Raw genomic sequence first — 13092 nt, forward strand, 5'->3', positions numbered from 1 at the left:
CGGGAGATTCCGGGCAGCCGCATTCGACACACGAATCCCGCTGAACCCAGGGATGACGCCCCTTCCGTACCGATCGCGTTCCGTTATCCACACCTCGCCCCGGAAGTGATTGACGCTCGTCGCTCCGCATTGGTAAACAACCAACATCTCCCAGGTGGTACATCACCGAGCCCACGATCCCGACAGGGGCCGTCATGCACACCCACCCCCGTCCTCCAGGCATCCACCTCCGACGCGTGGCCGCCATGAGCGCCGCGCTGCTCCTCGTCGGGGGTTCCACGGCGGCGCCGGCCACGGCCGGGACCGACGACCTCGACACGTTCACGATCGCCGTGACCCAGCAGGTCGACACCTTCAACCCCTTCGTCGCGCAGCTGGCGGTCACCACCAACGTCCTCGGCCACGTCTACGACACCCTGGTCACCGTCGACCCCGAGACCAACGAGCCCGCCCCGGCGCTGGCCCAGGAGTGGGAGGCCGGCGACGACGGCCTCACCTGGACCTTCGAGCTCCGTGACGACGTCGTCTTCACCGACGGGGAACCGCTCACCGCCGACGACGTGGTGTGGACGCTCACCACGATCATGGAGGACGGCGCCGCGGCCATCGCCTCGGGCAGCTACGTCGCCGGATTCGAGTCCGTCACCGCCGAGGGCGACCACACGGTCGTCGTCCAACTCGCCGAACCCCAGGCCACCATGGAGTCCCTCGCCGTTCCGATCGTCCCCCGACACGTGTGGGAGCCGATCCTGGAGGAGGAGGGCGACGCCTTCGCCGACTACCCCAACGAGGAGTTCCCCGTCGTCGGCAGCGGCCCCTTCACCCTGGTCGGCCACGAACCGGGTGAGTCCATCACCCTGGAGGCCAACCCCGACCACTGGCGCGGCGCGCCCGGCTTCGACCAGGTCGTCCTGCGCTACTACTCCGAGAAGGACGCGGCGGTCGAGGCCCTGCGCGGAGGCGAGGTCACGTTCGTCTACGAGCTCACCGAGGCCCAGGCGTCCTCGCTGGAGGGCGTCGAGGGCATCACCGTCAACCATGCCGACGGCAAGCGCTTCCAGGCCTTCACCATCAACCCCGGGGCCCGCACCCAGGACGGCGAGGGGTTCGGCGACGGACACCCCGCCCTGGCCGACCGCACGCTGCGCCAGGCCATCGTCACGGCCATCGACAACGACGAGATCGTCGAACTCGCGCACGGCGGGCAGGCCGTCGCCGCCGGGGGGTACGTCCCCGCGCGCTACGGCGACTTCCACTGGTCACCGGAGGGCGAGGAGGACTTCCTCGCCTTCGACCCCGACGCCGCCAACGCCATGCTCGACGAGGCCGGATACGAACGGGGCGAGGACGGCGTGCGCGTCTCCCCCGACGGGGACCGGCTCGAACTGCGCATGCACGTCCACCGGGACCGTCCCGCCAACGTCAACGCCGGACTGATCCTCGTCGAGCGTCTCGCGGACATCGGCATCGAGGTGGAGAACCTGACGGTCGACCCCGGTGTGCTCAGCGACGCCCTGTACGCCGCCGAGTACGACCTCATCTTCACGGGGTGGACGGTCAACCCCGACCCGGACTACGTGCTGGGCATCCACACCTGCGGGGCGCTTCCCGAGGAACCCGGCACGATGCAGGGCGACGCCTACTTCTGCGACGAGGAGTACGACGAGCTCTACGCCGCGCAGCTCGCCGAGTACGACCGGCCCACCCGCGCCGGGATCATCCACGAACTCCAGGAGGTGCTCTACCGCGAGGCGGTCGTCAACGTCCTCGCCTACCCCAACATCATGGAGGCCTACCGCAGCGACCAGGTGTCCGACATCCAGATCCAACCGGACCCGGGCGGCAACATCTGGGGCCAGGACGGTTACTGGGCCTGGTGGTCGGCCCGTCCCGTGGCCGCGGCCGACTCCGGCGGGGACGGACTGTCCACCGGGGTCCTGGCCGGCGTCGGGGTGGTCGTGGTCGTGCTGGTGGCCGCCGGCGCCTTCGCCCTCGTCCGCCGCCGAGCCACCCTGGAGGACCGGGAGTGACCTCGACCCCCACCACGACGGGTGAACCGGCGGCGCAGGGGCCGCCGGGCGCCTTTCCGGCACGCGGCCGATCCGGCTCCGGACGCCTGTGGCGGGTGCTCGTCTACGTGTCCGGGAAGCTGCTGACCGCCGTGGTCTCCCTGGCCGCGGTGGTCGTCGCCGGGTTCTTCCTCTTCCGGATCCTGCCCGGTGACCCGGTCCGGGCCATGACCGAGGGACGCGAGGTCACCGCGCAGCAGCGCGAGGAGCTGCGCCGCCAGTTCGGGCTGGACCAGCCGCTGTGGCAGCAGTTCCTCGACTACTGCGCCGGGCTCGCCCGATTCGACCTGGGAACCTCCTTCCAGTACCGCGAACCGGTGGCCGACCTCATCCTCGAACGGCTCGGCCCCACAGTCCTGCTCGCCGGGACGGGAACGGTCGTGGCCGCCCTCCTCGGACTGTTCCTCGGCACGCGGGCCGGATGGCGTCCGGGCGGGCGCGCCGACCGGACGCACACCGCCGTGGCCCTGTTCCTCTGGTCGGTGCCCACGTTCTGGCTGGGTCTGCTGCTCATCGTCGTGCTCGCCTCGGGGCGCGGGTTCGTCCCCGGCCTGTTCCCCACCGGCGGCATGGTCGACCCGGGGGTCTCCGGAGCCCTGGACACCGTCCTGAACACCGCCTGGCACCTGGTGCTGCCGGTCGCCACCATGGTCGCGGTGATCTACGCCCAGTACCTCATGATCATGCGCTCCTCCCTGATGGACGAGAAGGGCGCCGACTACCTCACCACCGCTCGAGCCAAGGGCCTGCGCGACGGCCTCGTCCGCCGCAGGCACGCCGTGCCCAACGCGCTCCTGCCCACCGTGACCCTCATCTTCCTCAATCTCGGCCAGGTCGTCTCCGGCGTCATCCTGGTCGAGACGGTGTTCTCCTGGCCGGGACTCGGCCAGCTCTTCTACTCCGGCCTGCGCGTGCCCGACCTGGGGCTCGTCCAGGGACTCTTCGTCGTCTTCGCGGCCTCGGTGATCCTCATGAACCTGCTCGCTGACCTGGTGTACCCCCTGCTCGACCCCCGGGTGCGGCCGTGAGCGCCCCGAACGGGCGCGACGCCCGGGCCGCCCCCGGGCCCGAACGCGCGACCACACCCGTCCCGGCCGGGCCCGCCGCCCTCGCCTGGCGCCGCCGCCGAGTGGCCCTGGCCGCCTTCGCCCGCTCCTTCGCCCGACACCGCGCGGGCCTGGTCGGGCTGGCGGTCCTGCTCGCCATCAGCGCGCTGGCCCTGACCGCGCCGCTGTTCGTCGATGAGGCCGGGCTGAGCATCACCCGGGCGCCGGGCGACCCCTACGAGCCGCCGAGCCGGCGCTACCCGCTGGGCACCGACAACTTCGGGCGCTCGGTCCTGGACCTGGTGGTGTGGGGGGCACGGGTCTCACTCACGGTGGGCTTCCTGGCCACGTTCGTCTCCGTCGCCCTGGGCACGGTGATCGGCGTCGCCGCCGGACACTTCGCCTCCTCCGGAGGACTGGCGGGAAGGGTCGTGTCCACCGTCCTGATGCGGATCACCGACTGGTTCCTCGTCCTGCCCACCCTCGTCCTGGCCGTGGCACTGGCCGCCGTCCTGCCGCGCGGTGTCGGCACCATCATCCTGGCCATCGGCCTCACCGTGTGGCCGCCCACCGCCCGCCTGGTCCGGGCCCAGACCCTCGCGGTGGAGGCCAGGCCCTACGTCGAACGGGCCCGCGCCCTCGGGGGTGGCCACGCGCACGTCATGGCGTGGCACGTCCTGCCGAACGTGATGCCCGTGGTGCTGGCCCAGACCACCCTGCTCGTGGCCACCTCGATCATCGCCGAGTCCACCCTGTCCTTCCTCGGTATGGGCGACCCCGCCACCGTGTCGTGGGGCGGGATCCTGGAGGCGGCGCGCAACGCGGGGGCGATCAGCGCGGGGATCTGGTGGTACATGATCCCGCCGGGACTGGCGATCGCCGTCGTCGCGCTGTCCTTCACCCTGTGCGGGCGCGCGGTCGAGTCCGTCCTCAACCCGCGACTCGGGGAGGCGCGTTGACCATCCTGCTCGATGTCCGCGACCTGCACGTCACCTACCGGGCCGCGGGCGGCGACGTCCCGGCCGTGCGCGGAGTGGACCTGACCGTCGAGTCCGGGAGCGTCCTCGGCCTGGCGGGCGAGTCCGGCAGTGGCAAGTCCACCGTCGCCCTGGCCCTGCTGCGGCTGCTGCCGGGAACGGCGAACACGACGGGCCAGATCCTGCTGGAGGGCGAGGACGTCCTCACCATGCGGTGGGGGCGCCTGCGCGCGGTCCGCTGGATGGACGCCGCCATCGTCTTCCAGGGGGCGCTGCACGCCCTGAACCCGGTCCGGCGGATCGGCGACCAGATCGCCGAGCCCATGCTGCTCCACCGCACCGTCGCCTTTGGCCGGGTCCGGGGACGCGTCGCCGAGCTCCTGGAACGGGTGGGGCTTCCCGCCTCCCGCGCGGGCGACCACCCCCACCGGCTCTCCGGCGGCCAGCGGCAGCGGGTCATGATCGCCATGGCACTGGCGTGCGAGCCGCGCCTGATCATCGCCGACGAGGCCACCACCGCCCTGGACGTGATGATCCAGGCGCAGGTCCTGGAACTGCTCGGGGGGCTCACCTCGGACCAGGGAATCGGCATGATCATGATCAGCCACGACCTGTCGGTGCTCGCCGCGCACTGTGACCGGTTGGCCGTCATGTACGCCGGCCGTGTCGTGGAGCAGGGGCCCGCCGCCGAGGTCGTGCGGGACCCGGCGCATCCCTACGCGAGTGCCCTGAGCTCCGCGTTCCCCCGAATCGGGGATCCCGCTTCGCGCCTGGCGCCCCGTGGGCTGGCGGGCGAGCCGCCCGATCCCGCCGCTCCGCCACCGGGGTGCGTGTTCCGCCCGCGCTGCGCCCGCGCCCAGGCGGTCTGCGCGACCGTCGACCCGCCCCTGTACCCGGTGGCCCCCGACCACGACGGGCACTCGACCCGCCATGCCGCGTGCGTCCACGTCGGTCCGGCACGTGCCGCCGAGCGGAAGGAGCATCCATGACCCACGCCGATGACTCCGGAGGGGTGCTGCCCGCAGCCGTGCGGACTGACGCCCACGCGCCGCCGTCGGTGGGGGAAGTCTCTTCCCGCGGGTCCGGTGCTCGTCCCATCCTGAGCGCACGGGGTGTGGAGGTCGCCTTCAGGGCGGGCGTCGCGCCGGGCGGCGGCCGGACCGCCCGTGCGGTCGACGGGGTCGACCTCGACGTGGCGGCGGGGGAGATCGTGGCTCTGGTGGGGGAGTCCGGGTGTGGCAAGACCACCCTGGGCCGGGTACTGCTCGGCCTGGAGCGGCCGACCCGGGGCAGGGTGCTCTTCGAGGGCCGACCGCTTCGCTACGGCAGCCGTCACCTGCGCGGTTTCCGACGCAGGGTCCAGCTGGTGCAGCAGGACCCGACCGGGTCGCTCAACCCGCGCCGCACCGTGTACGAGGCGGTCGCCGAGGGGTTGCGCGTTCATGAGGGAACCACCGCCGAGGAGGCGGAGAGAGTCGCACGGGCGCTGGCCCGCGCCGGGCTGAGGCCACCGGAGCGGTTCCTGGCGCGCTACCCGCACGAGTTGTCGGGGGGTCAGCGTCAGCGCGTCGTCATCGCGGGAGCGCTGGTCCTGGAACCGGAGGTCCTGGTGGCCGACGAACCGGTGGCCTCCCTGGACGCCTCCGTGCGTGGGGAAATCCTGCGCCTGCTGCTGGACCTGCGTTCAGAGCTGGGGCTGTCGGCCCTGGTCGCCACCCATGACCTGGGCCTGGCGTGGAACATCGCCGATCGCGTCGCCGTGATGTACCTCGGCAGGGTGGTCGAGATGGGCGGGGTGGAGGAGGTGCTCGCCGCGCCCTCCCACCCCTACACCCGGGCCCTGCTGTCGGTGCTGCCCGAGACCGACGGCGAGCCGACGGTGCTGTCGGGGGAGCCCCCCGACCCCGCGCACGTCCCCTCGGGGTGCCGCTTCCACCCGCGCTGCCCGGTGCTGGCCTCGGGGGAGGCGGAGCGGGCGGGGGTGGCCGACCGGTGCCGGACGGTGGATCCCGCGGTCCTCAAGGGCGGTACCGCGCCGGAGGCGTCGGTCGAGGACGATGGCACGCACCGGGCCGCCTGCCACTGGGTCGCCGACGGCCATGGTCGCATGTGGTCACCGGGGCGCGCCGAAGCGGTGGAATAGCGCCCGGGGTACCCCGGTTCTGGGCGGACAGGGCTACGCGGAACTCCGCCACCGACGGCACCACGAGCGCCCGGACCGCCCTTCCCCGGGCGCCCGCCCCGGCGCGCTGTCCACCGAGCGCGACTTCTGTCCCGGCCGGGAACTGGACCTGGACGCCTACCTGGAGCGGGTCGGGTCGGCGGGAGACCCGCCCCGACCCTCGAGACCCTGCGGGCCCCGCACCGTGCCCACTCGGCCGCGATCCCGGCCGAGAACCTCCAGATCGTCCTCACCCGCCGATCCTCCTCGACGTGGCCGCTCTGACGGACGAGACGGTCCGGCGGCGCCGGGGCGGGTACTGCCATCCACCACCCGACCACCCGTCCCCGCCCGCCTTTCGCGGGGCGGTTGACGGCGCAGGTCAGAGGAGGCGCCCATCGGGGAGATCGACCGCGTCCCGGGCGAGGCGTTCGACGTCAGGCTCGATGCCGGGGAACGGGCCGTGGCTGAGCAGCGGCTCAGGGACTTCACCAAGAAGTGAGGTGGGTCACACACGCGGCGGGTGTGCCCTCCGCACCCATCACGACACCCGGAGTCACCAGTGCCGTCGTAGGGGACATAACTCCATGCTCCTGGCGTACGTGGATTGTTCATCTGATTTCTGGTCGTTTCCTATGTTCGACCTCACTGACTCATGGGCAGGACCTTTGAGGTGTCACCCGAGGCGCGGGGTATCGAGAGGGGCGTCCCATGGCACGTATCACCACGGACGACGTACACGGCTACATCAACGGGGTCTGCTTCAAGACCGGGCCGCCCGGCAAGGTCGGAGCCGAGACCGAATGGCTCGTCACCGATCCCGCCCGCCCGACCGAACCCGTCCACATCGACCGCCTCACGGAGGCGTTGGACATGACCGGAACCCTGCCCGCGGGAAGCCGGATCACCTTCGAACCCGGCGGGCAGCTCGAACTCAGCTCGGCCGTCCGGCCAGGCCCCGCCAAGGTGTACGAGGCCCTGGCCGCGGACCTGGCCCACGTCGGCAAGAACCTCGGCGAGGCCGGACTCCAACTGTCCGGGGCCGCACTCGACCCGGTCCGTCCGCCCCTGCGCCAGCTCCGTTCGGCCCGCTACACCGCGATGGAGCGCTTCTTCACCAACCACCGCCAGCCCAGCGGCCGCACCATGATGTGCAGCACCGCCTCCGTCCAGGTGTGTCTGGACACCGGAGCCGACGCCGCCGACCTGCGCGCCCGTTGGGAGCTCACCCACCGCCTCGGTCCGGTTCTGGTCGCGGCGTTCGCCAACTCCGCGTTCTGGCGCGGACGCCCGACCGGCTGGAAGTCCACCCGGTGGGCGATCTGGGCGGCCACCGACGCCTCCCGCACCCGGCCGGTCCTCGACCTCGGCGACCGCTCCGACCCCGCCACCGCGTGGGCCGAGTACGCGCTGGCCGCCAAGGTCATGGCGGTCCCCGAGACCCCCGAAGGCGACGGCCACTGGATCGCTGACCCCGGCTGCACCCTCGCCGAGTGGATCGGTGGTCTGGGTCCCCGCCCCGCCACCCTCGTTGACCTGGAGTTCCACCTCAGTACGCTCTTCCCGCCGGTGCGCCCCCGCGGCTGGTGGGAGCTGCGCATGATCGACGCGCTTCCCCACCGTTGGTGGCCCGTCCCGATGGCGCTGACCGCCGCCCTGTTCGACGACCCCGTGGCCCGCGCCACCGCGGAAGAGGCCACGGAACGGCTCTGCGGGGGCCGTGCCCCCGGCCCCCGCCTGTGGCTCACGTCGGCGCAGCGCGGCGTCGCCGACCCAGAGATCGCCGCCTGCGCCCAGGCCTGCTTCGACGCGGGTGTTCGCGCTCTGCCCCGCATGGGCGCGGCGGACCTGGCCTCCCTCGTCGATGACTACGCGGACCGGTACACACGGCGCGGGCTGTCCCCGGCCGACGCCGGCCCGTGGGTTCCCGGCCCCCGTAGCGCGGGAACCGGGACGTCCGGGACGGGTCCGGACCCGGCACACCACTCCGAGTCACGTGGAGGAGCACGGTGAACCACGAACAGGAGCGCGCCAAGGAGCGCATCGCCGTCGAGCTCGAACGGAGCCGCCGGCGCAGCAACGGTCTGACACTCGATGCCCTGAACGACGAGGGGCTGATCGCCCAGCACTCCAAACTCATGTCGCCGCTGGTCTGGGACCTGGCGCATATCGGCAACTACGAGGAGCAGTGGCTGCTGCGGGCCGCGGGCGGCCGCGAGGCGCTGCGTCCCGACATCGACCACCTCTACGACGCCTTCGAGAACCCGCGCGCCGAACGGGTCACCCTGCCGCTGCTCACACCGGACGAGGCCGCCGAGTACAACGACCGGGTGCGCGACGAGGTGCTCGAGGTCCTGGACAAGGCCGACATCGCCCCCGCCGGCATACCCCGCCAGCGCGAGGGCTCCGACGGCTACCGTGCCCTGCTCGACGCGGGGTTCGTCTTCCACATGGTCATCCAGCACGAACACCAGCACGACGAGACCATGCTCGCCACCCACCAGCTGCGCAAGGGCGAGCCCGTGCTCCTGGACGGCTCCGGAGGGGTGGCCGCCCTGAGCCCGCCCACGGAGGCGGAGGTGCTCGTGCCGGCCGGGCCGTTCACCATGGGCGCCGCCGACGATCCGTGGGCCTACGACAACGAGCGCCCCGCCCACACGGTCGACCTGCCCGCCTACTGGATCGACACCCGTCCCGTCACCAACGCGGAGTACCTGGGGTTCATGGCCGACGGCGGATACCAGACCAGGCACTGGTGGACCCGTGAGGGATGGGAGTGGCAGCGCCGCCGCAACGCCGTCTCCCCGGCCTTTTGGACCCGTGAGGGCCAGGACTGGTCACGCCGCAGGTTCGGCCGCCACGAGATGGTGCCGCCGGAGGAACCCGTGCAGCACGTCAGTTTCCACGAGGCCCAGGCCTACGCGCGCTGGGCGGGCAAGCGCCTGCCCACCGAGGCGGAGTGGGAGAAGGCAGCCCGGTTCGATCCGGAGACGGGGCGGTCGACGCGCTATCCGTGGGGCGACGACGAACCCGGGATCCGCCACGCCAACCTGGGCCAGCGCCGGCTCGGCCCCTCACCGGCCGGACGCCACCCCGACGGCGCCTCCCCGCTGGGTGTGCAGCAGCTGATCGGCGACGTGTGGGAGTGGACGTCCACGACCTTCGACGGGTACCCGGGGTTCCGGGCCTTCCCGTACCGGGAGTACTCCGAGGTGTTCTTCAACGAGGGGTACAAGGTGCTCCGCGGCGGTTCCTGGGCCACCCATCCCACCGCCGTGCGCTCGACCTTCCGGAACTGGGACCATCCGATCCGGCGGCAGATCTTCAGCGGCTTCCGCTGCGCCCGCGACGCGGAGTCCGACTGATGTGCCGCCACCTCGCCTACCTGGGGCCGCCGCGCACGGTGCACGAGCTGCTGTACGCGGCGCCCCACTCGCTCCACGCGCAGTCCTGGGCGCCGCGCATGCAACGGCACGGCACCGTCAACGCCGACGGCTTCGGCGTCGGCTGGTATCCCCCGCGGGTCACGGCCGGGGGCCCGCCACCGGAACCGCTGCGCTACCGGCGCGCCATGCCCATCTGGGGTGACGCCTCCTTCTCCGACGCCGCCCGGTCCATCACCTCCGGGTGCGTGGTGGCGGCCGTACGCGACGCCACCACGGGGTTCGGCTCCGAGGAGTCGGGTGCCCAGCCCTTCCGCGCCGACCGGCTGCTGTTCAGCCACAACGGGGCGGTCAAGGACGACGAGGCACTCACCGCCGCGCTCGCCACGCCCCTACCCGCCGGTGCCCTGGACGCCCGCTCCCCCGTGGACTCGGCGCCGCTGTTCGCGCACACCGTCCGACTGTGGCGGGCGTCAGGGGACCTCGCGGGAACACTCGCCGCCGTGGTCGGCCACGCCCGCGAGCATTCCGAGGGCCGCTACAACCTGCTCGCCAGCGATGGCGAGTCCATCGTCGGGACGGCGTCCGGAGACACCCTGTTCACCTTGCGCGAGCCGTGGGGAGGGGTCTTCCTGGCCTCCGAACCCTTCGACGACGACCCCGGCTGGCACCCGGTCCCCGATGACTCGGTGGTGGTCGCCACGGCGCACGGCACCGAGATCACGCCGCTGCGCTGAGCGGACTCTGGACGACCCCCATCCCGGGTACACCACATAGGGACACAGGAGGCAGTATGTTCCGGATCGACCGAAACTTGACCGCTGACGACCTCGACAAGGCCCTCCGCAGAGACGTGGCCGAGGGGCTCACCGCCCGGCCCAAACAGCTCCCGCCCAAGTGGTTCTACGACGAACGCGGAAGCGCCCTGTTCGAGGAGATCACCGAACTTCCCGAGTACTACCCCACCCGCACCGAACGGTCGATCCTCGAGGAACGCGCCGACGAGATCGCCGACGCGGCCGACGCCGAGGCACTCATCGAGCTCGGTTCCGGCTCCGGTGTGAAGACCCGGCTCCTCCTCGACGCGATGCGCCGCCACGGCCGCCTCACCCGGTTCGTACCCGTCGACGTCAGCGGTGACTTCCTCGCCGCCTCCGCCTCCGGCCTCGCCAAGGACTACCCGGGGCTGGACGTCCACGCCGTCGTCGGCGACTTCGAGGAACACCTCGGCCTACTGCCCGTCAGCGAGGAGGGCGGCCGCCAGATCCTCGCCGTCCTCGGCTCCACCATCGGCAACCAGGACCCCCGCGCGCGGGCCGCCTTCCTCCGCGACATCCGGGGAGTCCTGAGGGCCGGCGACTCCCTCCTGCTCGGGGCCGACCTCGTCAAGGACCCCGTACGCCTGGTCGCCGCCTATGACGACGCCCATGGGGTCACCGCCGCCTTCAACCGCAACGTCCTCTCCGTCATCAACGGGCAGCTGAGCGCCGACTTCGACCCTGGCGCCTTCGACCACGTCGCCCTGTGGAACGCCGAGCAGGAGTGGATCGAGATGCGGCTGCGCTCACGCGTCGACCAGCACGTTCGGGTCGCCGACCTCGACCTGTCCGTCGACTTCGCCGCGGGGGAGGAGATGCGTACCGAGATCTCCGCCAAGTTCCGCCGCGAGAACCTGGGCGGGGAGCTCGTCGCCGCCGGGTTCGCCCCCACACACTGGTGGACCGACCCGGCCGGGGACTTCGCCCTGGCCCTGGCCACCGCCCACTGAGGACTCACAACGCCGTCATCGTCCCCAGGAGGGAGCCGACCAGGTACGTCACCGACATCGCGAACGCCCCGCCCGTCATGGACCGCAGTGCCGCCCGTGACGGCACCGCGCCGCCCAACCGCGCGCTGACGGCACCCAGCGCACCGGTCGCCACCAGGACCGCGACCACCGTGACCGCCAACCGCCACGCGTCCGGACTGAGCAGCATCGCCGACAGCGGCACCAGGGCGCCCAACACGAAGGCGAACAGGCTCGACCCCGCCGCCTGCCACGGGTTCACCCGGTAGCGGGTCAGACCCAGCTCCACCTCGGCGTGCGCCCCCAACGCGTCGTGGGCGGTCAGCTCCCGCGCCACCTCGCGCGCCAGCTCCTCGTCCAGTCCCCGCGCCCGGTACATCTCGGTCAGCTCCTCCAGCTCGCCGGCCGGGTCGGTGGCCAGCTCCCAGCTCTCGCGGGCCAGGGCCGCTCGCTCCGTGTCCCGCTGCGTGCTGACCGACACGTACTCCCCGGCGGCCATCGACAGCGCTCCCGCCATGGTGCCCGCCACCCCGGCGATCAGCAGGGCCCCGCGGTTCGGCGTCGCCCCGGCCACGCCGACCACCAGGCCCGCCATGGAGACGATGCCGTCGTTGGCCCCGAGCACCGCCGCGCGAAGACCGTTGAGGAGGGACCCCAAGCGCCTCTGCTGTCCGTCCGATCCCCCGGGGCCGCTCCCGGGCCGTGCCTGTGCCATGGCGCCATGGTCGCACGAGGCCGGTCGGTGGGCGGGCACTGACTCCGGTACGGTTGTGCCGTGTTCAAGGTAGGAGTTTTCGGCGCCGATGGGCGCATGGGGTCAGAGGTCGTCAAGGCGGTTCAGGGCGCCGACGACATGGAACTCGTGGCGGGGATCGACCACGCCGACGACCGCGAAGCGGTGCTGGGGGCGGACTGCGTCGTCGACTTCACCCACCCCGACGCGGTGATGGACAACCTGGAGTGGCTCATCGGCCAAGGGATCCACGCCGTCGTCGGCACCAGCGGATTCGACGAGGCCAGGCTCGACCGGGTGCGCGCCATGCTCGCGGCCAAGCCGGGCGCCAGGGTGCTGATCGCCCCGAACTTCGGTGTGGCCGCCGTGCTCATGATGCACTTCGCGCGCAAGGCGGCGCCGTACTTCGACTCGACCGAGATCATCGAGCTGCACCACCCCAACAAGGCCGACGCCCCCAGCGGCACCGCCTACCGGACGGCCGAACTGGTCGCCGAGGCCCGGCGCGAGGCGGGTACCGCCCCGATGCCCGACGCCACCACCTCCGAGATCGCGGGCGCCCGCGGCGCCGAGGTCGACGGTGTCCGCGTGCACGCCCTGCGCATCTCCGGGCTCATCGCCCACCAGGAGGTCGTGTTCGGGACCGACGGGGAAACCCTCAAGATTCGGCACGACTCGATGAACCGCACGTCCTTCATGCCGGGTGTGCTCCTGGGTATCCGCAAGGTCGCCGACCTGCCCGATCCGCTCACCCTGGGTCTGGAACCCCTGCTCGGCCTGGACTAGGGCCTTTCTTGGGACGGGCCACCCCAGGGGGGTTCGGTTCGGGCGCCGCCAGGGTTCTTATGAGGGTGGTGGCGGGCGACGGGCGGGCGAGTCGAGCCGCTAGCGAGGAACGAGCATGAATCGGGCCGCGCCGGAGGCGTCGGTTGAGGGT

Annotated in this window: 11 protein-coding genes; 10 read left to right on the forward strand and 1 reads right to left on the reverse strand. The window is 72.1% G+C overall.

Annotated elements, in window-relative coordinates; translation table 11 throughout:
- Positions 1-194 precede the first annotated feature (194 nt).
- The 9 genes from KIK06_RS01790 to egtD all read left to right on the forward strand — a co-directional run bounded on the left by KIK06_RS01790 (position 195) and on the right by egtD (position 11404).
- Entirely contained in the window at positions 195-2030 is a 1836-nt protein-coding gene (locus KIK06_RS01790; protein WP_268641649.1) for an ABC transporter substrate-binding protein, read from the forward strand.
- Positions 2027-3097 (forward strand): ABC transporter permease, encoded by a 1071-nt coding sequence (locus tag KIK06_RS01795; protein WP_268641650.1) that lies wholly within the window; start codon positions 2027-2029, stop codon positions 3095-3097. Before KIK06_RS01790 ends, KIK06_RS01795 begins: the two co-directional genes overlap by 4 nt.
- A complete protein-coding gene (locus tag KIK06_RS01800) occupies positions 3094-4074 on the forward strand; it encodes an ABC transporter permease (protein ID WP_268641652.1) in 981 nt (326 codons plus the stop codon). The genes KIK06_RS01795 and KIK06_RS01800 overlap by 4 nt, the downstream gene beginning before the upstream one ends.
- Complete coding sequence (locus KIK06_RS01805; RefSeq protein ID WP_268641654.1) at positions 4071-5081, forward strand: ABC transporter ATP-binding protein; 1011 nt, start codon at positions 4071-4073, stop codon at positions 5079-5081. The genes KIK06_RS01800 and KIK06_RS01805 overlap by 4 nt, the downstream gene beginning before the upstream one ends.
- Positions 5078-6235 carry an ABC transporter ATP-binding protein gene (locus KIK06_RS01810; RefSeq protein WP_268641655.1) on the forward strand — a complete coding sequence of 386 codons (1158 nt, stop codon included), beginning with the start codon at positions 5078-5080 and terminating at the stop codon, positions 6233-6235. The genes KIK06_RS01805 and KIK06_RS01810 overlap by 4 nt, the downstream gene beginning before the upstream one ends.
- Before the next feature lie 729 nt (positions 6236-6964).
- Positions 6965-8266 carry an ergothioneine biosynthesis glutamate--cysteine ligase EgtA gene (gene egtA, locus KIK06_RS01815; RefSeq protein ID WP_268641656.1) on the forward strand — a complete coding sequence of 434 codons (1302 nt, stop codon included), beginning with the start codon at positions 6965-6967 and terminating at the stop codon, positions 8264-8266.
- Positions 8263-9618 (forward strand): ergothioneine biosynthesis protein EgtB, encoded by a 1356-nt coding sequence (egtB, locus tag KIK06_RS01820; RefSeq protein ID WP_268641658.1) that lies wholly within the window; start codon positions 8263-8265, stop codon positions 9616-9618. The genes egtA and egtB overlap by 4 nt, the downstream gene beginning before the upstream one ends.
- Positions 9618-10373, forward strand: coding sequence for an ergothioneine biosynthesis protein EgtC (egtC, locus tag KIK06_RS01825; protein ID WP_017598755.1), 756 nt, complete (start codon positions 9618-9620; stop codon positions 10371-10373). The genes egtB and egtC overlap by 1 nt, the downstream gene beginning before the upstream one ends.
- A gap of 56 nt (positions 10374-10429) precedes the next feature.
- Complete coding sequence (gene egtD / locus KIK06_RS01830; RefSeq protein WP_017598754.1) at positions 10430-11404, forward strand: L-histidine N(alpha)-methyltransferase; 975 nt, start codon at positions 10430-10432, stop codon at positions 11402-11404.
- 4 nt (positions 11405-11408) lie between these two features.
- Here the strand turns inward: egtD and KIK06_RS01835 are convergent, their stop codons facing one another.
- Entirely contained in the window at positions 11409-12137 is a 729-nt protein-coding gene (locus tag KIK06_RS01835; protein WP_268641660.1) for a VIT1/CCC1 transporter family protein, read from the reverse strand.
- A gap of 60 nt (positions 12138-12197) precedes the next feature.
- Here KIK06_RS01835 and dapB point away from each other — a divergent pair, with 60 nt between their 5' ends.
- Positions 12198-12941, forward strand: a complete 744-nt coding sequence (dapB, locus tag KIK06_RS01840) for a 4-hydroxy-tetrahydrodipicolinate reductase (protein ID WP_083924199.1) — start codon at positions 12198-12200, stop codon at positions 12939-12941.
- Positions 12942-13092: the final 151 nt, after the last annotated feature.

Origin of the sequence: Nocardiopsis sp. EMB25, from assembly GCF_026797795.1 — a bacterium.
GTDB lineage: Bacteria > Actinomycetota > Actinomycetes > Streptosporangiales > Streptosporangiaceae > Nocardiopsis > Nocardiopsis lucentensis.